Raw genomic sequence first — 25,121 nt, 5'->3', positions numbered from 1 at the left:
CGTTAACTTAGCAGTCGATGTAAAGAGCCGGCCGAGGTCAACTTCGCCGGCTTTTCCATTTTGCTTTTAGCTCGCTGTAGCTGGGCAATATGGATGAGAAAATGACTAATCCGATACCGATCAACATCACTAGGCTGAGTTCTTCATCGAGTATCCACCAGCCGAACAAGGCCGCAAAAATCAATCCGGTATATTCTACAGGCGCCATTTGGCTCGCATCGGCACGTCGATAGGCGTGAATGATGAGATAGGTCATGCCAATATAAAATAGTCCTAACGTTAATCCCACCTGCGCCACTGGCAAACTAAAATCAGCGCCTTCGTATAAGGTCGCCGGTATCAGAAATATCATCGCAAAGGCATTAGACCAAAAGAGCATAGAGAAAGGATGTTCATGGGTCGAATAGGCCTTTAAAATCAAACTATTCAATGCCGACGTCATGGCACCGAAAAAGGCTAAACCTATATACAGGTTAAACTCTGTTGGTTGGCTGATAAGTAAAATGCCAGTAAAACCAATGATCCCCGCAACTGAGCGTCGATAGCCTATGCGTTCATGCAAAAATAACGCAGAAAGCACGAGGAGTAACAAAGGTGAGGTATAAATCACGGCGGTTACCGTTGCGAGGGGTAGATGCAAAATGGCAAGCATAAAAATGGCATTGCCGAGTCCAATCAATAGGGCGCGGGCAAGATGCACTTTGTAATAAGGGCTCAGTTTGAGATTACCCTGCAAGCGCCACACAAAAGGCAGCACTAGCAAGGTGGCAAAGAGTTGTCTGTAGAGCACCAGTTGGAACACGGGTGCATCATTTTCAAGCAACTTGACCAAGAGGTTGCCACTGGCAATTAGGAGTTGTGCGGCTAAAATCATCAATAGAGGCTGCATAGGATCCCAGCAAAAAATAAGTCAGTATTAAGTTGTATTTTGGATTTCAGGCCACGGTTTGGACTTTGAGACTAAAATAGCTCCATACGGCATGGGATATTCGACTAATTTAGCCTAACTGATTGTAAAAAACTAAATGTGGCCATAAAGTTAACCTACAATTCCAACTATCGACTAAGATTGACAGCATTAGCATTTACTTCATAGCTGTATAAATGATCTATGGCCCTTTAACTTAATAAGCCGATGAACAAACTTAAACAAACCCTATTTTGGTGTTTTTTACTTTTTATATGGACATTAAGTCCCTCTGTATTAAGCGCTGAAATTGCGTTGGACTCGCCGTATTTGTTCCATGCTCAAGCGGATCAACAGCCCCCAAAACAGTTTGATGCCGTGCCCCATTGGATGGGCCAACTCGACGAAGCTAACTCTGTGAGTTTAACCGGCGGTGACTATTGGATGATCACGCCTGTGATGGTCAATCAACGTCAGTCGAATTGGGTAGTGGATGCGAGTAATTCGATTATCGAATCTGTAGATTATTGGATACTCGGTAGTGATGGCAGTTCACAGCATGCCCACAGCGGCTACAGTGCCCCCTACGAATTTTTATTCGATTATGGCCGTAAGGTCACCTTGAATATGGGCACGGATTATTGGCTATTGGTTAAGCTTAGTAGCCGTTATTACTCATCTCCTCCCGAGATTGCCCTGCAAAGCGTGACGGATCATCAGTTGATGTCTGATCGCCTCGCCATGGCAGTGCTGCTGTGCTTAGGCGGCTTATTGTTTATCGCCTTATATAATCTTCTGATTTATATCTCTATTCTCGATAAAGCTTTTCTTTATTATGGCCTTTATGTCTTCGCGTATTTTGCTGGCTGGGCACTGACCTTCCATTTGCCGGCGCACTTGTTTAATTTCCATTACCTTGAGTTGCACCATCTGTTTTTTATCAGTTTGCCGATTTTTAATATCATGTTTTACAAGCACTTCTTGCAGCTGCCTAGCTACTCACCACGATTGTGGCGCCTTAGTCAGTATTTGATGTTTGCTTGTATTGTTGCTTTGCCGACCAGTATTTGGTTGTTGCCCTATACGGCGATTATTGCCTCAGTGCTGATCATGCTGTGGATTGCCTTAGCGATTACCTGCGGTAATGTGTGCTTGATGAAAGGCTTTGCCCCAGCGCGTTATTTTATTCTCGCCTTTACTTGTTTACTCTTGCCTGCGGTGATTATTTTGCCCGGGAATATGGGGCTAACACCTGATTTTATCGAACATGCGGAGCTGGCGACGCTGATGGGCGGCACGGCTGATGCGCTGCTATTGTCCTTAGCGTTAGCGAATAAGCTTAAGTTACTCGCAGAGGAACGTAAGGCGCATATTGAAGAGCTTGCGATTGCGTGGGAAAAGGCCCGCTTAGATGGGTTGACCCGAGTCGGTAATCGTTATGCTTTTGATGAATATATGAATTCGCAATTAGGCTTCGCCGATAAAGTGGTGCAGCCTATGGCTTTAGCGCTATTGAATATCGATAGCCTGAAAAGTGTTAATGAAACGCTCGGCCATCAAGAGGGCGATAGATTACTGCAAGTGGTAGTGCAGTTATTGCAAGCAACGGACTTAGCGCATTTAAAGCTTTATCGTATTAGTGGTGATGAGTTTGTGGTTGTGACGTCTTCGGCAGGGATCCCACTATTGCTGAGTTTGTTAAATGGGTTAGGTGAACAATTAGCTAGCCAAGGCTTTAAGGATTGTCAGTGCAGTTTTGGGATATCGTTAAACTCTGAGGTGGCCGATCCCCATGAATGGCTGCGTTCGGCAGACACTAACTTGTACCAATCGCGAATGGATAAGCGCCGCCAAGAGTATGCCGATACGCGTGGGGTCGATGTGAGACTGCATTTAAGCTAGCCAATTCAGCATTCAATAAAACCATTTGCATGGGATGCTAGAACAAAACTAGACAACATAGAAAGGCGCAGATAAATTCTGCGCCTTATTGTTTTCACCTTAAGTATAAAATTGCTTATCTAAGCTATAAATATCAGTATTCTAACTATCAACTTATTCAAGCAGCTTTATCTGTGTGACGGTTGATATCACTTGCCCGTGGCGTAAGCGGGTTTGCAGGCTATCACCGATTGTCAGCTTATCCGTGGAGTCGACCACTTGATTGTGGATGTCAGTGGTGATGCTGTAGCCACGGCTCAAGGTAGCAAGCGGGCTGACGGTTTCAAGTTGATGGGCCGCGTATTTTATCCGTTGCTCACTTTGACTTAGTTTGTCCTGCAATGCATCCTGTAAGCGACTCGCAAGATAACTTAGGCGGTTACCCTCAATGGCGAGCTTATGCTTGGGAGATTGCTGTTCAAGGCGACTTGCGAGCAACTGCTGACGGCGGCTGAGTATGTGCAAGCGATTCGACAACGCCGACTCCAGTCTTAATTGCATCTCATCGAATCTTTGCTCGAACTGTTGCAAGGTGCGTTTGGGATCTTGGCGCTGTAGTCTGTGCTCAAGCAAACTGAGCCGTCTTTCTTGTTTAAGCTGATAATGTTTCGCGCTTTGTTGCAGGCGCGATAAGGCTGTTGCGAGTTTTTGCGCCTTATTGTCGCTATCTTGGGATAACAACTCTGCACCTGCAGACGGTGTTGGGGCGCGAATATCAGCAACGTAATCACTGATGGTGGTGTCGACTTCATGGCCGACAGCGCTGACCACGGGCAGGGCGCTGTTATAAATTGTGTGGGCGAGAGCTTCGCTGTTAAAACACCACAAATCCTCAAGCGAACCGCCGCCACGGGTAAGCAGTAATACGTCGACTTCTAAACGCTGGTTGGCGATATTGATTGCTTGACAAATACTCTGCGCTGCAGTTTCGCCTTGAACCTGAGTCGGATAGATAATGACTTCAATCGAAGGGTCGCGCCTTGCGAGTACGTGTAAGACATCGCGAATCGCCGCGCCGGTTGGCGAAGTAATAACGCCAATGCGTTGGATATTTTTCGGCAATGGTCTTTTGGTGTCGGCGGCGAATAATCCTTCGGCGGCGAGCTTCATTTTGAGTGCATCGAACTGCTGGGCGAGTAATCCATCCCCTGCAGGCAGCATGGACTCAATTAATAATTGATAGTCGCCTCTGGGTTCATACACGCTGATCGCGCCTTTGACTAACACCTGCTGACCATTGATGGGCTTAAAGCTGACCGTTTGGTTACGGCCTTTAAACATGGCGCAACGGATCTGGGAAGAGTGGTCTTTTAAGGTGAGATACCAATGACCTGAGCTGGGGGAGGAAAAGTTGGATATTTCGCCATTGAGCCAAATTTTACCCAGTTGTCCCTCGAGAATTTGTCTGACTTCACCATTGAGCCGCGAGACAGTATAAATATTGTTTTTGGTGCCTTGCATCGAATTACTCAATTAAATGGGGATATTTGCTATTTTCCATTTACCAGTGCCGATATGCAAGGTATAATCCCGCCGCAATATTTCACCTCTAAATCCTACTCAACTGGGGAGATGTTGCATATGCTACGTTTAATTAAAGAAGCGCTTACTTTTGACGATGTGTTGCTTGTTCCTGCGCATTCGACTGTACTCCCAAATACCGCCATTCTTAAAACTCGCCTGACCAATACCATTGAATTGAATATCCCACTTGTGTCTGCCGCTATGGACACAGTTACCGAAGCTCGTCTTGCGATCGCTATGGCGCAGGAAGGCGGCTTAGGCTTTATTCATAAAAACATGAGCATTGAAAAACAAGCCGAAGAAGTTCGTAAAGTAAAAATTTATGAAGCGGGCGTGGTTCAACAACCTGTAACTGTGACGCCATCAACGACCTTAGCCGATCTGAAAGTGTTAACACTGAAGAATGGTTTTGCGGGTTATCCCGTGGTTAACGAAGCCAACGAGCTGGTCGGTATCATTACTGGCCGTGACGTACGTTTCGTGACGGATTGGAGCAAAACGGTAGAGGAAGTGATGACGCCTAAAGCGCGTTTAGTCACTGTTGCCGAAGGCACTAAATTAGATGAAGTGCAAAAGTTGATGCACTCACACCGTATCGAAAAAGTGCTTGTGGTTGATGATAACTATAAGCTGAAAGGCCTCATCACAGTTAAAGACTTCGAGAAAGCCGAACGTAAACCTAACGCCTGTAAAGATGAGTTAGGCCGTTTACGTGTTGGCGCTGCAGTTGGTGCGGGCGCAGGTAACGAGGAGCGTGTTGACGCACTCGTTAAAGCTGGCGTTGACGTATTACTTATCGATTCTTCCCACGGACATTCAGAAGGCGTTTTACAACGCATTCGTGAAACTCGCGCTAAACATCCTGATTTGCAAATTATCGGTGGTAACGTTGCCACGGCTGAAGGCGCATTAGCGCTGGTCGAAGCAGGCGTTAACGCAGTTAAAGTCGGTATTGGCCCTGGTTCTATCTGTACGACTCGTATCGTCACTGGTGTTGGCGTGCCACAAATCACAGCCGTTTCAGATGCTGCCGCAGCCATGAAGAGCTTAGGTATTCCTGTTATTGCCGATGGTGGCATTCGTTTCTCTGGTGACTTAGCCAAAGCATTAGCTGCGGGTGCATCTTGCATAATGGCGGGCTCAATGTTTGCGGGGACTGAGGAAGCGCCAGGCGAAACTGAACTTTATCAAGGCCGTGCATACAAGTCATATCGCGGCATGGGTTCTTTAGGCGCTATGTCTCAAGGCTCTTCTGACCGTTATTTCCAATCAGATAATGCTGCCGACAAGTTAGTTCCAGAAGGTGTTGAAGCGCGCGTGCCTTACAAAGGCAAGTTGAAGGAAATCATCCATCAACATATGGGCGGTCTGCGTTCATGCATGGGCTTAACGGGTTGTGCCACCATTCTAGAACTGAATGAAAAAGCCCAATTTGTGAAAGTGACTTCAGCAGGCATGGGCGAGTCTCACGTGCACGATGTGACTATCACTAAAGAAGCGCCGAACTACCGTTCAGGTTCTTAATCGTTTGATAAGAGGGGCGGCGCTAGGCCGCCCCCTTTGTAAAGCGTGTGATCCAATACTCAAGGCTGGCTCTCGCCGCGTTGAGCAATGTTAAAACAATAGATGAGATAAAGGTTACCCATGAGCGATATTCATGAGCACAAGATACTAATCCTCGATTTTGGATCTCAGTACACTCAACTGATTGCCCGTCGTATCCGTGAAATCGGTGTGTACTGTGAATTATGGGCTTGGGATGTAACAGAAGCCCAAATCCGCGAATTTGCCCCGAACGGTATTATTCTTGCTGGCGGACCTGAAAGTGTAACGGCTGAAAACTCGCCGCGTGCGCCTGAATACGTATTTACCGCGGGCGTGCCTGTACTGGGCATTTGCTACGGCATGCAAACCATGTCTGAGCAGCTGGGCGGTAAAGTGATCCAAGGTGTGGGTGAAGGTGAATTTGGCTACGCTCAAATTGAAATGCTGACAGATTCTTTACTATTCAAAGGCATCGAAGACGCAGTTAATAGCGAAGGCAAACCCTTACTCGACGTATGGATGAGCCACGGCGATAAAGTGTCGGCCATTCCTGAAGGGTTTGTGGCGGTCGCTAAAACGGATACTTGCCCATTTGCTGCTATGGCAAACGAAGAGAAGCAATTCTTCGGCGTACAGTTCCACCCTGAAGTGACCCACACTCGCCAAGGCATGCGGATGTTATCGCACTTTGCCTTAGACATTTGTGGTTGTGCGGCTAACTGGAAACCTTCCTCTATCATCGAAGATGCGATTGAGCGCTTGAAGAAGCAAATCGGCGATGATGAGGTGATTTTAGGGCTATCGGGCGGTGTCGATTCTTCGGTTGTGGCTATGTTGCTGCACCGCGCTATCGGCAAAAAACTGACCTGCGTATTCGTTGATAACGGTTTATTACGTTTGAACGAAGCCGAGCAAGTGATGGAAATGTTTGGCGATCATTTCGGCCTGAATATCATTCACGTTGATGCGGAAAACCGTTTCCTCGACGCGATGAAAGGCGAAGCCGATCCAGAAGCTAAGCGTAAGATCATCGGCCGCGTATTCGTGGAAATTTTCGATGAAGAATCGAAAAAATGCGCCAATGCCAAATGGTTAGCGCAAGGCACGATTTATCCAGACGTGATTGAATCTGCTGGCAGTGCCACAGGCAAAGCACATGTGATTAAATCTCACCATAACGTTGGCGGTTTGCCAGCCGATATGGAACTGGGTTTAGTTGAGCCACTGCGCGAATTGTTCAAAGATGAAGTGCGCAAAATTGGTCTTGAGTTAGGTCTGCCATACAACATGCTTTATCGTCACCCGTTCCCAGGACCAGGTCTTGGAGTGCGTGTTTTAGGTGAAGTGAAGAAAGAATACTGTGACTTATTGCGCCGCGCCGATGCTATCTTCATTGAAGAACTGCATAAAGCCGACCTGTACAATAAAGTCAGCCAAGCCTTTACCGTGTTCTTACCTGTACGCTCAGTCGGTGTTATGGGTGATGGCCGTAAATATGATTGGGTTGTGTCACTTCGCGCCGTTGAAACCGTTGATTTTATGACGGCCCATTGGGCACATCTGCCCTATGATTTCTTAGGTCGTGTGTCTAACCGCATCATCAACGAAGTCGATGGTATTTCCCGTGTGGTTTACGATATTTCTGGCAAGCCGCCAGCAACGATCGAATGGGAATAGCCCAAATATAAATAGCTAATAAAATACTATTTATGGTTTATCTCAATGCCAGTCATTTTATTGACTGGCATTTTTATTGGGGTAACGATATTGACTCAAAAAACAAGGTGATCCACAAATCTGAAGCAGTCAGTATCGCTTTGTACTCAAACAGCAGTCCTTTGATGGAGTAATTATATAAGGCTGCACTTTATTACCATTGCAGGATTGTGTACCGCTATGTGGGTTAACATATCTAATTTGCAAGGTTTTCCTCCTTAAACTTCTTTTTAATCATTATGCTAAGAGCTGTTATTATCGAATTATTGATTATCCAATAAAATTATCTTGCTCTCGATAGAGTTAACAAGATGTTCAGCTGAGGATTACCGTGGCAATTTTTGATATTGAGAAAGACGAATTACTCCGACTCTCCGATACTCTGCTCGAAGAGTTGATTGCTCGTCTTGCCGAGGCTGAAATAGCTGCGCAGGGACATAGCCCTGCATATGTAAACTGGTCAGGCTCAATTAATGCTCCTGATGGTGGCATTGATATTCACGTTCAAGTCCCCGTCGAACAGCTGAGCACAGGTTTTCTTGAAAGACCCAACACAATTCTTCAGGCCAAAAAGCATTCAATGCCGAGGGCTGCGATCATCAAGGAAATGGTCACCGCTGGGAAACTGTCACCGACCATCTCTGAACATGCCAAAAGAGGTGGGAGCTATATCATTGTCAGCTTAGGTGATGATTGCTCTCCTCCTATGAAGAGGGACCGCCTCAAAGCAATGCGAGATGCCGTAGCGGATGATCCTAATAGTGACAATCTTTACTTGGACTTCTACGACCGTTCTAAATTGGCTCAATGGGTACGGCAACATCCGTCAGTCATGCTCTGGGTAAAAAGAAGGCTTGGCCAGGGATACTCAGGTTGGCAGCCATACGGCGCATGGAGCAATCCACCAGAGGGGACGCCTGACACCTTGATTTCAGCCTCGGGAGTCACAGTGACTCTGCCGTCAGGCAAGGGGCAACAGTGCAGCATTAATGACGCTATCGCACCGATGCGGGACCTTATTCGCTCTACTAAGAAGGCGGTTCGCATCACTGGGTTATCTGGCGTTGGAAAGACCAGAATTGTGCAGGCACTTTTTGATGAGACAGTCGGCACAGATGCGCTTGACCGGACTATCGCAGTCTATGTCGATACAGGTGAAAGTCCGGAGCCTTCTGCTACAGCAATGCTAGACAGGCTGATTGCAGAGGGTAAACGGGTCATCATGATCCTCGATAATTGCCCTTCAGATTTACACTCTTCGCTTGCAAGCAAGGTATCGGCCGTAGGCACAATGGTCAGCCTTATCACTGTTGAATATGACATCAGAGACGATAAGCCTCAGACCACAGAGGTCATCCATGTAGAAGCGGTTGGGCCTGAGGTGGCTGAACAGCTTCTGCTGCGCCGTTTCCCTAAAATCAGCCAGAATAACGCCCGCCGAATTGCCGAGTTTGCTGATGGTAATGCGAGGGTATCCCTAGCTATCGCCGAGCGGGTTGAAGAAGGTGAGAGTTTGGCTCAGCTTTCTGATGCTCAGTTGTTTGATCGCTTGTTTGAGCAGCGCAAAGGCCCAGATGATAGCCTGCGTGAGTACGCTGAAGTACTGTCTCTGGTCTATTCGTTCTCGGTAGCAACTGTTGAGAAAGGCCAAAACGAACTTGAGGTATTGGGTTCGAACTTTGGGTATTCCGCAAGTCAGTTGTCTCGGTCAGTCAACAAGTTGTCAGACCGCCATATTGTACAGAAGAGGGCTTTTTGGAGAGCTATTTTGCCCCATGTCATTGCCAATAAGTTGGCGACATCGGCACTGAATAATTTACCCGTTGCTCAACTTAGAGAAACCTTTGAAGCCCCCGGACGTCAACGCTTACTCATGTCTTTCGCACATAGGCTCGGGTTGTTGCATGATCATCCTGTGGCGAAAGAGATCGTTGAAACTTGGCTTCAACCCGATGGGTTGCTGGGGCGGATAACCGAATTAAACGATATATCGGCACGAATGCTGGATTATATCGCACCAGTAACGCCAGAAGTTCTGCTCGACAGGATTGAAGCGATACTTATCACCTCTGATTTTAAAGGCATGAAACCAGGTTATAAGTCTCGACGAACGTCAATTATCAATCTTCTGCTATTGCTGGCGTATGAACCGATCGCCTTTGAGCGGTGCATTAGGCTCCTCATCCATTTAGCGGACTTCGAAGAGGAAAGCAACAACAATGCTTCTGCGCGAAATCAGATAACGAAGTTCTTCCAAGCATATCTGTCCGGCACACACGCTACTTTAGAACAACGCATTGCGATCATGAATGAATGTCTTTCATCAAGCGTGACTGTAAGGAGGTCATTAGGTTTAAGGATGCTCTCTACAGCCTTAGAGGCGCGGTGGAGTGGGTCAGGGGTAAACGAGTTTGGTGCTCGCCCAAGAGACTATGGATTTCAACCCAATCACGATCAGCTTGTGCAGTGGCGTAGCGCCTTTATCGAAGTTGCTGTCAAACTGGGAACCTCCGGTGATTCGACTCTTGAAGATCTTGCAAGACAGACGCTGGCGAAAGCATTTAGAGGAATGTGGCGACAAGTTGCAATGAGGGAAAAGCTAATTGACGCTGCTGGCAAATTACATGCACATCGCCCTTGGGGAGATGGTTGGAAAGCCGTCCGAACAACTATCTATTTCGACCATACCAAGCGCAAAGATGGGGATGATGTTGAGCCTCTGCCGGACAACCTTGCCGTATTGGAGAGGGAGTTGGAGCCCCATGACTTGATTCCGGCAATTCTGACTTATGTGTTGAGCAATAGGCCGGATTATTGGGCATTGGATGCTAATTTTGATCATGAAAAAATCCACAAATATGATGAAGCTAGGCAACGACTTGAAACTAAGGCGCTCCGGTTAGGTGAGGAATTTGCGTTATCGGACCATAAGCTCGACGAGCTGGGTCCACATCTTTTTTCCAGCGATTCGATGCCTTATCGCACCGCATTCGGGAGAGGCTTGGCAAAAGGGGCGCATGATTTACGAGTCAGCTGGCAGCTACTCGTCGAACAGCTGGGGCTGCAGTCCGAAGTCTGCCGAGATATTGCTGTCTTTGGTGGTTTCATCAAAGAGGTTGACTCTATCGATTCAGTTCTAGCTCAAGAGCTACTCGAACAGTGCACGCAGCATCCTAAGCTTCGACAGGCCTTGGTTAATTTGCACCCTTGTGGAAAATTTACAGAAACCGACCTAGATCGTTGTATGGCAATTCTGGATGACCCAGAAATTCACCCTAGCATGTTTGAACCAATCCTCTGGCGGGACGACTATGCGCATTTGCCTAAAGGCCGTATTATCAATCTCGCTCAACGGCTCCTGAGTAAACCGAATGGTGATGATGTGGTGCTAGAGGCGCTAAGCATGAGGTTAGATGGTACAGTTGATACACTTGGTCCCGACTTTCGACAAATAGGTTTAAGAGCTGCGATCTTGAGTCTCTCAAAAAATCATGACGATTATAGTGGTGGCAGGGATTACCGAATGGAGCGTGTGATCAGTGCTGCGTTACGCTTTAATTGCAATGAGGCCGCAAAGCAAGAGTGGTTGGATACCATATTTACTGTTGTCGATGACAACTATGGTTACATTTATTCATGCGAAAACACCATTGCGTCGACTGCGGCATTAATGCCTGCAGCATTCCTGAATCGTGTTTTTGAGGGCACTGAAGAGCAACAACATCTGCGACAGTTCTTTATTCTGCATAGCGGATTGGACCAGTCAATTCTCGCCAAAATCGATGTGGACGTGTTGATTGAATGGTGCAGAGCCAGAAACGATACCAAAGTGTGGGCGATTGTAGCGGCGGGTATTAGTCTCTGGGAACAGGATGGAAATCAGGGTGCAGTTATTATGTCAGAGTCAGCACTCAGACTGATGGAAGCATCTCCTGAACCTGAAGCTGTTCTGGAGGCATTTGCTGAACGTGTTACTTCTGGTAGCCGAGCAAACGCAATGCAACCTGGAACGGATGCTATTAGAAAGTTGGTTGAACATGAAAGATCAGATATTGCGGCCGCAGCTAAAACACTCTCTGTAAACTTGGTTCAACTAATCGAGCGTCAGAAAGAGCGAGAACAGCGGGAGGATATGGAGCACGAGCAACGGTTTGAATAAAGGCTACTCTATCCGAACTTTACAGGTTCAATACCTAGAGAGATGAAAGCCTATTATCTACTCAAACAACAATCGAGAAGGCTTAATCCTTATTCAGTGAAAAGGCGCCAAGTGCGCCTTTTTTATTGGTTATCGGTATAATTGCCGTATTTTTAAAGATGAGTGACAGCCTAGTGGACCAAATGAAGTTAGATGAACATTGGATGCAAGTCGCGATGCTGATGGCCGAGAAAGCCGAAGCTGAGGGTGAAGTGCCTGTGGGTGCGGTTCTAGTCAAAGACGGTCAGCAAATTGCAACGGGTTACAATTTATCCATTAGCCAACACGATCCTAGCGCCCATGCGGAAATTTTATGTTTGCGGGAAGCGGGGCGTTTGGTCGAAAACTATCGCCTGTTAGACGCGACTTTATATGTCACGCTTGAACCTTGCGCTATGTGTGCAGGTGCTATGGTGCACAGCCGGATCGCGCGGGTGGTTTTTGGTGCTCGGGATGAAAAAACCGGTGCAGCGGGGACTGTAGTGAATTTACTGCAACACCCGGCATTTAATCATCAAGTTGAAGTGACATCGGGTGTATTGGCCGACGCCTGTAGCGCGCAATTGAGTCGTTTTTTTAAACGGCGTAGAGAGGAGAAAAAAGCCCTGAAACAGGCTCAAAAGGCGCTGCAAGCAATTGAGTAAACAGTGATAAAAGCGACAGGATTAATCCTGAGACTGAATAAAAGTAAAGAAAAGTTTCTGACGATTCAAAATACGACGATGGCGAACTTTGAGTAAAGTACGACGACGCGCGACAGTATTGCTGATGGTTTTTCTTCTCATATTGACCCCATTCATTGTTATTATTGATGCCCTGCAGAGATGTAGCGCAGGTCATAACCCCAAGACAGTAGCAGTTGCACTTGAGTGCAGCAATAGCACTGGTCAGATAAGCTGAACTAAGTGATGTTTTAATCGTAAACCTGAGTTGGATCCAGCCCAGTTAAGCCAGCTTGGATCTAGTTTTGACTCTAGCTCTAGCTTCTAAACCTAAGCTCACTGAGATCACTGAGCTTAGGTTTAGAAGCTCGGCTCTTGACCTAAGTGTCTAGAAACCTAGCTCTAACGCTTGGCTCCGGCGATTCAAATTACTTAGGTTGTTCTGGGCTTAATGTTCCAGCGGGAATGGCGGGTTCTTCCGACGCAAGATCGCTCGGTTCTTCCTCGGGGTTTTGCTGTTTCGATTGATTATCTACCCAGACTAACGTGTCGTAGTAGCGGCGAATACTGTCGACGTAATGGACGGCTTCACTGCCACGGGCATAGCCGTAGCGGGTTTTTTGATAGTATTTACGCTTTTGCAGCAGTGGCAGCACTTTCTTTAAATCTCGCCACGCATTGGGATTTAACTCCATCGATTCAGCCAGCTTTCGCGCATCTTCAACATGGGCATACCCTATGTTGTAGGACGCCAGTGCAAACCACATACGTTGACTCTCGGGAATGGATTCCGGCAGACGATTGATCATATCGTTCAAATAAGCCGCGCCGCCGCGGATACTTTCTTCCGCATCCAAACGGTTGGTGATGCCAATTTCTTTTGCCGTAGGCTGAGTCAACATCATCATGCCACGTACCCCCGTTGCCGAGCGGGCATGGGGATTCCAATGGGACTCTTGATAGCTAGTCGCCGCAAGTTTTCGCCAATCTAAATTACCCGCATGGGTTTCGAATAACTGACGATAGCGGGGCAAAACGGTTTCGATGGCGCGAATAAATGCCCGAGTATCGACATAATCGAAGCGTTTCACATGGCCAAAGTATTTCTCGTTGAGATGATCGAGCGTGCCGGCCAGTTTTTCTTGGTGCCAAAAGGCCAGTAACTGACTCATGAGTTCATCACTGCGGGTCGGCGGCAATAGCCAGACCACATCGAGCTTTTCTTCAAGTACGGGGCCTGAACGCAGATCGGGCAAGTAGCGGCGGTTGATTTGTACGCTGCTGGAGTCGGCGATAGTGTAGTCAATTTCTTTATTCGCGATCATGGCCAGCAATTCTTCACTGTCTTTGTCGGTAATTTGATCCCACACCAGCGTCGGATAATGCTTTTGCAATTGAGTTAATGTCTCGACGAAGGAAGAGTCGGCGATGACAGTGATCTTACCTTTTAAGTCGCTGATGTCTTTGGGTGCTGGCATGCCTTCGCGATAAACCAATACTTGATTAACTCGGTACAACGGCGGCCCTAGGCGGAACTGTTCACGCCTTGCGGGTGTTTCTGTCATGCCTGCAGCAATCAGGTCGATTTCATTCTTTTTAAGGGCTTCGTACAGCTCGGTGCGGTTAGTGTAGGGCACCATTTTTAACGGCACATCTAAGTATTCCGCGAACAATACCGCCATATCGTAATCGAAACCGCTATCACCTTGGCCCGATGTCATATAAATCTGTGGGCCGTAGAGTGTGCCGACTCTTAACTCAGTTAATTTTTTCGGCACGAATTCTGTTTCGTCCACGGTCACCTGCTGACAGGCAGTCAGTAAGAAACCTAAGATAAGAGCGAACAGGAATCGAGTCATTAAATGTGCTTATAGTAAATAAAATCAATATTATAGATAGCGAGTTAACAGTGGGGCATGTGTGATGAACTGGCCGACATTGGTGGGATTATATCCGTTTGTCTGCGATAACGTAAAAAAATCATTCGTGGGGGAAAATGGCGACTTAAAATGGTCGCGTTTTTTATATCACAGGAAACACTGTTTTGCGTAAGGTCACAGGTGATTTGTGGCAGACATTTCCTTATAATAGCGCCACCTCTGACCCCTGCAATAATAAATAATAAGGTGAATAGACGTGATGGAGATCATCCGCGGAGCCCCTGCACTCTCGACGTTTAGGGTGCAAAAGCTGATGGAGGCCTGCGAAAACGCTGCGCTTCCGGTACGCCAAATCTATGCTGAGTATGTCCATTTAGCGGATTTGAGCGAGTTGCTCGATACAAATGAACGCCAGCAACTTGAAAAAATTCTCACCTATGGACCTGCGATAGAAGCTCATATCCCCCAAGGTTCACTCCTGTTTGTCACTCCTCGCCCCGGTACTATTTCTCCTTGGTCTTCAAAAGCCACTGACATCGCGCACAATTGTGGCCTTGGTAAAGTGAAGCGTTTGGAGCGAGGCGTTGCGTATTATGTCGAGTCAGATGCACTGACAGTAGCGCAGCAACAAGCCTTAAATGCGCTGTTGCACGATCGCATGGTTGAAATCATGCTTGATGATTTTGCCAAAGCCGATGTGTTATTCAAACGCACTGAGCCTGCGCCGTTTAAAAGCGTCAATATTCTTGCCGAAGGTCGCCGCGCACTTGAAGTGGCTAACACAGCATTGGGCCTTGCCTTAGCTGAAGATGAAATCGACTATTTAGTCGAAAACTTCGTCCGTTTAGGCCGTAATCCCCATGACATCGAATTGATGATGTTTGCTCAGGCGAATTCTGAGCATTGTCGTCATAAGATTTTTAACGCAGATTGGACAATTGACGGTGAAGTTCAGCCTAAGTCATTGTTCAAAATGATCAAGAACACCTTTGAATCCACACCAGATCACGTGTTATCTGCCTACAAAGATAATGCCGCTGTGATGGAAGGCTCGGTTGCCGGTCGTTTCTTCCCCGATCCTGATGGGGTGTACAACTATCACACTGAACCTATGCACATCCTGATGAAAGTGGAAACCCACAACCATCCAACCGCCATCAGCCCCTATCCTGGCGCTGCAACTGGTTCAGGTGGTGAAATCCGTGATGAAGGCGCAACGGGTCGTGGTTCTAAACCTAAAGCCGGTTTAACGGGCTTTAGCGTATCAAATTTAAAAATCCCAGGTTTTGTTCAACCATGGGAAGGTAACTACGGTAAACCAGATCGTATCGTTAGCGCGCTCGATATCATGACCGAAGGCCCACTGGGCGGCGCGGCATTTAACAACGAGTTTGGTCGTCCTGCACTGGTCGGTTATTTCCGTACCTACGAGCAGGAAGTCAGCAGCCATAACGGTGTTGAAGTGCGTGGTTACCACAAGCCCATTATGTTAGCCGGTGGTTTAGGTAACATTCGCGAAGAACATGTACAGAAGGGCGAAATCACCGTTGGCGCTAAGCTGATTGTGCTGGGCGGCCCTGCGATGAACATTGGTTTGGGTGGCGGCGCCGCTTCATCAATGGCATCGGGTCAATCGAGTGAAGATCTCGACTTTGCTTCTGTGCAACGTGAAAACCCAGAAATGGAACGTCGTTGTCAGGAAGTGATTGACCGCTGTTGGCAGCTTGGCGATAAAAACCCTATCCAATTTATCCACGATGTGGGCGCGGGCGGTTTGTCGAACGCTTTCCCAGAACTGGTGAATGACGGCGAGCGCGGCGGTTTATTTAATCTGCGTAACGTGCCTTCGGATGAGCCTGGCATGAGCCCGCTGGAAATCTGGTGTAATGAATCACAAGAACGTTATGTGATGTCAGTTGCTCCTGAAAACCTCGCACTATTTACTGCCATCTGTGAGCGTGAGCGCGCACCGTTTGCGGTTGTGGGTGAAGCAACAGCGGAGAAGCATCTGACGCTTAGCGACAGCCATTTCGACAATAATCCTATCGATTTACCGCTCGAAGTTTTATTAGGCAAAGCACCTAAGATGAGCCGCGATGTGGTATCAGCCAAAGCGGTATCGCCAGCGCTCGAACAAAACAAGATTGATGTTACAGAAGCGGTTAAACGCGTACTGAGCTTGCCTACAGTCGCAGATAAAACCTTCCTTATCACCATTGGCGACCGCACAGTTACGGGTTTAGTTAACCGTGACCAAATGGTCGGTCCATGGCAAGTGCCTGTGGCCGATTGCGCGGTCACTGCGGCAAGCTTTGATACCTACGCCGGTGAAGCAATGTCACTGGGCGAGCGTACACCGCTGGCACTGCTTGATTTTGGCGCATCTGCCCGTATGGCAGTAGCTGAATCAATCATGAACATCGCTGGTACCGATATCGGTTCATTTAAGCGTATCAAGCTTTCTGCTAACTGGATGTCTGCTGCGGGTCACCCCGGTGAAGATGCGGGTCTTTATGAAGCGGTGAAAGCCGTAGGTGAAGAACTGTGTCCAGAGCTGAGCCTGACTATTCCGGTCGGTAAAGACTCTATGTCGATGAAGACCGCATGGCAGCAAGATGGCGCGGATAAAACCGTGACGTCGCCCATGTCATTGGTCATCACTGCTTTTGGCGTGGTGCAAGATATTCGCAATACAGTGACGCCAGAGCTGCGCACAGATAAGGGCGAAACGTCTTTGCTGTTAGTGGATCTCGGTGCGGGTAAAAATCGTTTAGGCGGTTCTTGTTTAGCCCAAGTCTTTGGCGAGTTGGGTGATATTGCGCCGGATCTTGACGATGCTGCACTGCTGCGTGGTTTCTTCGAAACCATGCAAAATCTAGTGGCTAAGAAATCCGTTATCGCTTACCACGACCGAAGCGACGGTGGCTTATTTACCACCTTAGTGGAAATGGCCTTTGCGGGTAATACTGGCTTAGACATAGATGTAGAAGATTTGCAGGGCACGGATTTAGAGCGACTCTTTAATGAAGAGCTCGGCGCTGTGCTGCAAGTGAGCCGCGACAACGCTGCGAAAATTGCCGCTCAGTTTGCTATCGCGGGTGTTCCTTGCCATGTGATTGGGACTCTCGCTGACGATCAACGCATCACCATTAAAGATGGCGCGCGTGAAATTTTCAGTGATAGCCGTGTTGCGCTGCGTACTGTGTGGTCAGAAACCACCTATCGTATGCAAGCCATGCGTGATAACCCAGCGTGTGCGCTTGAAGAGTTCAAACTTAAGCAAGACGAAAGCGATTTAGGCTTAACGGTTAACTTAAGTTTCGATCCAAGCACTGACGTTGCCGCGCCTTATATCCTAAAAGGCGCTGCGCCTAAAATGGCGATTTTGCGTGAGCAGGGCGTTAACTCCCACGTGGAAATGGCTGCTGCCTTTGATCGCGCTGGATTTGAAAGCCGCGACGTGCACATGTCTGACATTTTATCTGGCCGTATCAGCCTAGAGGATTTCCAAGGTCTAGTGGCCTGTGGTGGTTTCTCTTATGGTGACGTATTAGGCGCTGGTGAAGGTTGGGCTAAGTCGATTCTGTTTAATGACCGTGCTCGCGATGAGTTTTCACGTTTCTTTGAACGTGACTCAAGCTTTGCCCTCGGCGTGTGTAACGGCTGTCAAATGCTGTCAAACCTGAAAGAAATCATTCCAGGAAGCGAGCATTGGCCACGTTTTGTGCGTAACCGCTCAGAGCGTTTTGAAGCGCGTTTCAGCTTAGTTGAAGTGCAACAGAGCCCGTCGTTATTCTTCCAAGGTATGGCAGGTTCGCGTATGCCTATCGCCGTATCACACGGTGAAGGTTTGGCTGAGTTTGCCAGCCCTGAAGCGTTGGCGATTGCCGAAGCGTCAGGCACGATTGCGCTGCGTTTTGTCAATGGTAAGGGGGATATCGCGACTCAGTATCCACAAAACCCGAACGGCTCGCCAAATGGCTTGACGGGGATTTGTACGACTGATGGCCGCGTAACCTTGATGATGCCGCACCCAGAACGTGTGTTCAGGACTGTAGCGAACTCTTGGCATCCGGATGCTTGGGGTGAAGATAGCCCTTGGATGCGTATGTTCCGTAATGCGCGAGTGACCTTAGGTTAAGCGAGTAAACTCAGCGGCTTTTACCAGTTTTGAAGGGTAAAAACGGGTTTAGTTAATCGTAAAAAAGGAGCGATAATTTCGCTCCTTTTTTTATATTTAAAATGCACTTTTATGAAATATCTTGCATTTCAAATCATTAATACTTGTTGCAAATAATCTAATGGACCAAAGTGATAAAACAGCATCTTTTTACGGTAAATACCTATTAATAGGTATGTTGCGTACTTGATACTGAGAGTGACGTTTTATGGGGTTCTAGAGTTGAAGGCAGATTTTGTGGCTTTAGAATAGAAAAAGCCCCCACTCTCAAGGAGAGGGGGGCTCGTTTTGCGCTAACAAAACTTTAAATTAAGGCAATAAATTTCACAAGTAATTCGGGGAATTATTTCAGCTCATTAGCTGTATAAAGTTCAACAAAAACACGCTTGTAGCTGTTAACCATACGTTCAAATAATTTAGTCATATCAATATCTCCACACCAAAAGTTAATACCTATGTGCGCGAAGTTGGCATTGACTGGGCTACGACACCAGTTCTACCAAATTGTCTCCTTAACACAGGACATATATTAAACAACTCAGGTTAGCTTCTCAAACGAGAAAAAATACAATTATTCATTATTAAAACTAATGAATTTTAATGCTGTTTTTATATCGCCATTTCAATATATTGATTTAACTGTTGATTTTAAAGGTTTTAAATTGATTTTCGCTGAAAATATTTTTATATTTTTTTAGTTAATTTGTTGCAACATTATTTGTTTGTTAGTTTTTTGGTAGCTGGAGCTGATTTGTGGCAGCTAATCAACAAAAGTAGGGGTTTACATTAATTAACGCTTGCTCACTACTCCTGTTTTATGTGGTTGTCAATCCCTCTCAATGGGGAAGTGTGTGCCTCACCGCAAAACCCACCTAAACCACTGAGTTTGATTGATTTGCATCAAAGCGAGGTGGTATAAAATAGCCACAAATGAAAACGAATAAATATCTTAACTATCTGATATTTATATCGATGAGATCATTTGATTGATTAAGTGGTAAGGTGTCGGTCTCAGTTACTTGCGATAGTGTGACTCGCGTCTCAATATGCGACGGATATTGGTACTTTTTAGCCCTTGCTGCTTCGAACTAATGCAAAAGATTAAATTTAACGGTTTATACTGATGTTCAGATATAAACACAAAATGAAAACTCACTATCCTACAAAGGCACTTGCTGTGATTGACGCGGGTTTTATCATAGCAATTGGACGCACCAAGTAAGGAGTCACCGATGATTGTTGAAGAGGTTGTTGAGCTATCGCGGTTGCAGTTTGCGCTGACAGCCATGTATCACTTCCTGTTTGTTCCCTTGACGTTGGGGTTGGCATTTTTGCTGGCTATCATGGAATCACTGTATGTGATGACGGATAAACAAATTTATAAAGATATGACTAAGTTCTGGGGTAAGTTATTTGGTATTAACTTTGCCTTGGGGGTTACCACAGGTTTGGCAATGGAATTCCAGTTTGGTACTAACTGGTCTTACTATTCGCATTACGTAGGGGACATCTTTGGTGCGCCTCTGGCTATTGAAGGTTTAATGGCCTTCTTCCTCGAATCTACCTTCGTTGGTATGTTCTTCTTCGGTTGGGATCGTTTCACTAAACGTCAACATTTAGTGGTGACTTGGTTAGTGGCCTTTGGCTCTAACATGTCGGCATTGTGGATTTTAGTGGCAAACGGTTGGATGCAAAACCCTGTGGGTTCAGTGTTCAATTACGAAACCATGCGCATGGAAATGACCAGCTTCGCCGAAGTGGTGTTTAACCCTGTGGCGCAGGTGAAGTTTGTTCACACTGTGGCTTCGGGTTATGTCGCGGGTGCCATGTTTGTACTGGCAATCAGTGCTTATTACATCCTCAAGAAACGTGACTTACCTTTTGCCCGTCGCTCATTCGCGATTGCGGCAAGCTTTGGTATGGCGGCAATTCTATCGGTTATCGTATTAGGTGATGAATCTGGCTATAAAGTCGGTGAAGCACAGCGTGTTAAGTTAGCGGCGATTGAAGCTGAATGGCACACTGAACCTGCTCCTGCGGCATTTACTGCGGTTGGTTTCCCAAATCAAGAAACCATGCAAACAGATTATGCGATCAAAATTCCTTATGCTATGGGTATTGTGGCAACACGCTCATTGGATGAAGAAGTCACGGGTATCCATGACTTGATTGCTGAGCATGAAGTGCGCATCCGTAACGGTATGAAAGCCTACGCCATGTTAGTGAAGCTGCGTGCGGGTGAAGAAACACCTGAACTGCGTGCGGCCTTCGAAGAAGCAAAAGTCGACTTAGGCTATGGTTTCTTGCTGAAACGCTACACAGATAAAGTGGTCGATGCCACTGAAGAGCAAATTAAAGCCGCTGCTAAAGATTCTATTCCTAACGTAGCACCGATTTTCTGGAGCTTCCGTGTGATGGTGGGTCTAGGCTTTATCATGTTATTCGTATTTGCTGCGGCATTCTGGCAAAGCACACGTCATCAAATCGTCGAGAAGAAATGGGTACTTAAAGCTGCACTTTATAGCTTGCCATTGCCTTGGATTGCGATTGAGTGTGGTTGGTTTGTGGCTGAGTATGGTCGTCAACCTTGGACGATTTCTGAGGTATTACCGACCTTTATGTCTGCCTCAAGCTTAACGACTGGCGACTTATGGTTCAGTATCCTTTCTATCACCCTGTTCTACACTGTGCTGCTGGTGATTGAGATGTTCTTGATGTTTAAGTTTGCCCGCATTGGTCCGAGCAGTTTAAAAACTGGTCGTTATCATTTCGAGAAACTAGAAGCCTAAGCAGAGGATTTCATTATGTTTGATTATGAAATATTAAGAGTTATCTGGTGGGCTCTGATCGGCGTGCTGTTCATCGGATTTGCGGTTACTGACGGTTTTGACATGGGGGTCGGTGCGTTACTGCCAATCATAGGCAAAGACGATACTGAGCGCCGTATCATGGTCAACACTATTGCTCCCCATTGGGACGGCAACCAAGTGTGGTTAATCACAGCAGGTGGTGCGTTATTTGCCGCTTGGCCTATGGTGTATGCAGTGTCTTTCTCTGGCTTCTATGTCGCCATGATGTTAGTGCTGTTTGCCCTCTATATGCGTCCAGTCGGATTCGATTACCGTTCTAAAATCGAAAATCCAAAGTGGCGTAAGTCATGGGATTGGGCTTTGTTTGCCGGTGGTTTTGTGCCTCCGCTGATCATAGGCGTAGCCTTTGGTAACTTGTTACAAGGCGTACCGTTTGAATTCGACGAGTTCCTACGTGCGACTTACCACGGCGGTCTATTCGGTCTGTTGAATCCTTTCGGTCTACTGGCAGGTCTTGTGAGCGTGAGCATGTTTATGATGCAAGGCGCTTCTTGGCTACAAATGAAGACTGATAGCGAGCTGCGAGTTCGTGCTGCGAAAGCCACGCAATTCTTCGCACTATTAGTGGCTGTGTTGTTTGCAGCAGCAGGCGTGTGGTTAGCCAATGGTATTGATGGTTATGTCGTGACATCAGTCCTTGACCATAATGCGGTGTCTAACCCAGCAATGAAAACAGTCGCGATTGAAGCGGGTGCTTGGCTTGCCAACTATGACAAATACCCCATCACTATGCTATTCCCTATCTTAGGTGTGGTATTGCCGCTGTTAGTGATCCTGGTGAGCCGCTTTAACCGTTCAGGTTTTGCGTTCCTATTCAGTTCGCTGACTGTGGCTATGGTGATTTTGACGTGCGGTGCGGCTATGTTCCCATTCGTTATGCCATCATCACTAGACCCTAACGTAAGTTTGACTATGTGGGATGCAACAGCTAGTAAAACTACCTTAGGGGTGATGACTGCTGCCGCTGCGATTTTCGTCCCTATAGTATTGAGCTACACTGTTTGGACTTATTTCAAAATGTTTGGCCGTATCGGCCGTAAACATATTGAAGATAACAAAGCCTCACTCTATTAGGCATTAAGGAGCATCTGCTATGTGGTATTTTACGTGGATATTAGGGGTTTTGTTGGCCTGTTCTTTCGGGATTATCAATGCCCTGTGGCTTGAGAATACTGAGAACATGGACAGATCGGCTGATGATGCCGAGTAACGTCTAAACTCGATTTAAAAAACCTCGCACTAGCGGGGTTTTTTATTGGGATTTATTTGCTGGATTAGGCAAGGTTAACCTGTGTTGGGTTCATCTAAAAGCTATCCTCAATAATGTTATCCTATCACTTTCTTAAATAATGCCTCAAAACTCCCGTGCCTCGCTCCCATAAAAAATGCCACCCTGTGTGGGTGGCATTTGATACATAACTCATTAGACATTTGAGCTAGTGGTGTTAATTGAACCTGTCGAGCGAGTCTATCTAGGCCTTAAATTGGCTTATTTGGCGTTTTAAAGCCGCGGCTAAGGAAGACAGTTCATTGGCTGACTGCACGGTTTCAGTGGCACGGTGCTCGCCCTCATTTGCTAGTTCACTGATCTGATGCAAATTGTGGGTGATTTCCTCTGCAACACTGCTTTGCTGCTCAGTGGCGGAGGCGATATTACGTGAACTAATGGCGAGTTCACCAATCCGACGGGTGATTTCCTTAAGCTGCTCGCCGGTTGATTCGCCCTGTGCTGCTGATTCCATGCCTAATTGATGACTCTGACCCATTTGCTCTGTGGTGCTTTTCACTTGGGTTTGCAGCTTTCCAATTGTTTGGCCAATTTCTAAAATGGATGATTGGGTACGCTGAGCTAAGATTCTCACCTCATCTGCAACGACCGCAAAGCCTCGACCTTGATCGCCTGCGCGCGCCGCTTCAATCGCCGCATTGAGTGCCAGTAAGTTTGTCTGCTCGGCAATGCTGTTAATCACTTCGGTGACTTTACTGATGGCTTCACTTTCGTGACTGACTTTTTCAACCGACTGATGACTGTTACTGAGCTGTTCACTGAGCTTGAGTAAATCTTGCACTACTTTAACTTGTTGATCTTGTCCTTCTTTCGCCGCAGCATCCACTTGCTGACTCTGAACTGCGCCATCTTGGGCATGATTCGCCACATCACGGATCGAGGTCGACATTTCTTCAATGGCAGTAGCAATTTGATCCGTTTGTAGCATTAAAGCCTGAGCTTCTTCGCCATTCTGTTTGGCGATACTTTGTGCCTTAGAGGCCTGCTGCTCTAAACTCATCACCGAATCCTGCAGGGCAATGATCAACTGCCTTAACTCTGAGGACATGGTCGATACGCTGGTGGTGATGCGATCAACTTCGTTTTGACTCTGTGGTTCTGATGGCGCTAAGTGATGACTGAAATCGCCACTGCCTAGCCTTTCCATATGCACTTGTAGGGCATGTAACGGTTTAAGTGCACGGATTAATACTACTGAAAGCAGTGCCGTGATCAGCGCAATCCCTGTGAGGGCAACGATAGCGTTGATAGTGAGTAACTGCATACTTTCTTCATTGAGCTCACTCGCCTTAACTTGGCCTACCAACATCCAATTCCAGCCGGTTACGGTTTGGCTATAGGCAAACATAGGCTCATTTTTACTATTGATATAACTGTACTCAGAATCATCTTTCGTGGCCTCAGCCACACTTAACCCATCGAGCATACTTTCGGTGATAACGTCGCCCGCATTAAATTTAGGATGCGCGACAAGTACATTGTCCGCTTTACGGACTAACAGAAAATAACCGCTTTCTTCTAGGGTGAGTCTGTTTACAGCATCTTGTAATTGTTTTAACGAGCTGGTGATGTCAAAGCCAATATATAAGATACCAATGACTTTCCCTTGGACGTCCTTAACTGGGCGATAGACTGTCATATAGTCTTTGCCGAAGAGTTTGGCGTAGCCTTCGTATTCTTGGCCGCTGATCAGCGCTTGATAGCCTGGATGTGTTTTACCAAGGAAGGTGCCTAGTGCACGGCTACCATCGGCTTTTTTGAGTGAGGTCGACACCCGCATAAAATCATCGCCATCACGCACGAATACCGTTGCCGTGCCGCCTGTCAGGTTAGCAAAACGATCGACTTTACTTTTTGAGGAGTTAATTTGTTCTTGTTCGTGCATGAGGGCGGGGGAGCTGACTCCCATCACATTGACGGTTTTATTTGGTTTACTAAATTGCCCTGGATACATTTCCTTAAACACATCGGCGTTGCGCCTTGCAAGCTGCAAAAGGCTATCGTATTGCAGTTCTAACATGTCTGAAACGGCACGCATTTCTGACTTCATGGCACTCATGCCTTTATCTTCTAATACATTTGAAGCGGCTTTGTAGGAAACGGTACTGAGTATGCCGAAAATGGTGAGTGTGAGAATAAACGCGAGGGCACCTATTTGTTTTGCAATAGGCCAATTTTTATAATTCATCGTACGATCCTATAGGTAACGGTTACATCAATGTAGCCTAAGTCTCACTCCATGGTCTTGATATGGGTCTAGTATTTAAGCAATTGTATAGTCAATTCTTTGATATTTTACCCGTTTTAGACTTGAGTTAATGGATTCATTCCACAGACATGTCGGCAGATAAAAAGTCCTGCTAACTGGCCGTATTGTGATGGCATGGACTAAGCTGCTTAAGGTGAATGG

Annotated in this window: 13 protein-coding genes; 9 read left to right on the top strand and 4 right to left on the bottom strand. The window is 46.8% G+C overall.

The window, feature by feature from the left end:
- Nucleotides 1-37: 37 nt before the first annotated feature.
- Nucleotides 38-889: a DMT family transporter gene (locus tag Q4Q50_RS00515; protein ID WP_011846299.1), complete on the bottom strand. Its 852-nt coding sequence runs from the start codon at nt 887-889 to the stop codon at nt 38-40.
- 246 nt (nt 890-1,135) lie between these two features.
- Here Q4Q50_RS00515 and Q4Q50_RS00510 point away from each other — a divergent pair, with 246 nt between their 5' ends.
- Nucleotides 1,136-2,809: a diguanylate cyclase gene (locus tag Q4Q50_RS00510; protein WP_311897876.1), complete on the top strand. Its 1,674-nt coding sequence runs from the start codon at nt 1,136-1,138 to the stop codon at nt 2,807-2,809.
- A 153-nt stretch (nt 2,810-2,962) separates the two neighbouring features.
- Here Q4Q50_RS00510 and xseA read toward each other — a convergent pair whose 3' ends face one another.
- Nucleotides 2,963-4,309, bottom strand: coding sequence for an exodeoxyribonuclease VII large subunit (gene xseA / locus Q4Q50_RS00505; RefSeq protein ID WP_259481807.1), 1,347 nt, complete (start codon nt 4,307-4,309; stop codon nt 2,963-2,965).
- 120 nt (nt 4,310-4,429) lie between these two features.
- Between xseA and guaB the strand changes: the two genes are divergently transcribed.
- The 4 genes from guaB (at nt 4,430) to tadA (ending at nt 12,475) form a co-directional block, all read left to right on the top strand.
- Nucleotides 4,430-5,896, top strand: coding sequence for an IMP dehydrogenase (gene guaB, locus Q4Q50_RS00500; protein ID WP_006085677.1), 1,467 nt, complete (start codon nt 4,430-4,432; stop codon nt 5,894-5,896).
- Nucleotides 5,897-6,016: 120 nt separating this feature from the next.
- Nucleotides 6,017-7,594 (top strand): glutamine-hydrolyzing GMP synthase, encoded by a 1,578-nt coding sequence (gene guaA, locus Q4Q50_RS00495; RefSeq protein WP_311897874.1) that lies wholly within the window; start codon nt 6,017-6,019, stop codon nt 7,592-7,594.
- A gap of 370 nt (nt 7,595-7,964) precedes the next feature.
- Nucleotides 7,965-11,792 carry a hypothetical protein gene (locus tag Q4Q50_RS00490; protein ID WP_311897872.1) on the top strand — a complete coding sequence of 1,276 codons (3,828 nt, stop codon included), beginning with the start codon at nt 7,965-7,967 and terminating at the stop codon, nt 11,790-11,792.
- 158 nt (nt 11,793-11,950) lie between these two features.
- A complete protein-coding gene (tadA, locus tag Q4Q50_RS00485) occupies nt 11,951-12,475 on the top strand; it encodes a tRNA adenosine(34) deaminase TadA (RefSeq protein WP_371830292.1) in 525 nt (174 codons plus the stop codon).
- A gap of 446 nt (nt 12,476-12,921) precedes the next feature.
- Here the strand turns inward: tadA and mltF are convergent, their stop codons facing one another.
- Nucleotides 12,922-14,352 (bottom strand): membrane-bound lytic murein transglycosylase MltF, encoded by a 1,431-nt coding sequence (gene mltF, locus Q4Q50_RS00480; protein ID WP_006082473.1) that lies wholly within the window; start codon nt 14,350-14,352, stop codon nt 12,922-12,924.
- 280 nt (nt 14,353-14,632) lie between these two features.
- Here mltF and purL point away from each other — a divergent pair, with 280 nt between their 5' ends.
- The 4 genes from purL to cydX all read left to right on the top strand — a co-directional run bounded on the left by purL (nt 14,633) and on the right by cydX (nt 22,633).
- Nucleotides 14,633-18,514: a phosphoribosylformylglycinamidine synthase gene (gene purL, locus Q4Q50_RS00475; RefSeq protein ID WP_311898024.1), complete on the top strand. Its 3,882-nt coding sequence runs from the start codon at nt 14,633-14,635 to the stop codon at nt 18,512-18,514.
- Nucleotides 18,515-19,785: 1,271 nt separating this feature from the next.
- Nucleotides 19,786-21,342, top strand: coding sequence for a cytochrome ubiquinol oxidase subunit I (locus Q4Q50_RS00470; RefSeq protein WP_311897868.1), 1,557 nt, complete (start codon nt 19,786-19,788; stop codon nt 21,340-21,342).
- A 15-nt stretch (nt 21,343-21,357) separates the two neighbouring features.
- A complete protein-coding gene (cydB, locus tag Q4Q50_RS00465; RefSeq protein WP_300479907.1) occupies nt 21,358-22,497 on the top strand; it encodes a cytochrome d ubiquinol oxidase subunit II in 1,140 nt (379 codons plus the stop codon).
- A gap of 19 nt (nt 22,498-22,516) precedes the next feature.
- Complete coding sequence (gene cydX, locus Q4Q50_RS00460; protein WP_006082469.1) at nt 22,517-22,633, top strand: cytochrome bd-I oxidase subunit CydX; 117 nt, start codon at nt 22,517-22,519, stop codon at nt 22,631-22,633.
- A 262-nt stretch (nt 22,634-22,895) separates the two neighbouring features.
- Here the strand turns inward: cydX and Q4Q50_RS00455 are convergent, their stop codons facing one another.
- Nucleotides 22,896-24,899, bottom strand: a complete 2,004-nt coding sequence (locus Q4Q50_RS00455) for a methyl-accepting chemotaxis protein (protein ID WP_311897866.1) — start codon at nt 24,897-24,899, stop codon at nt 22,896-22,898.
- Nucleotides 24,900-25,121 lie beyond the last annotated feature (222 nt).

Source organism: Shewanella scandinavica, from assembly GCF_031932065.1.
GTDB lineage: Bacteria > Pseudomonadota > Gammaproteobacteria > Enterobacterales > Shewanellaceae > Shewanella > Shewanella baltica.
The sequence above is the reverse complement of the archived record's forward strand: the minus strand, read 5'-3'. Positions and strand labels throughout refer to the sequence as shown.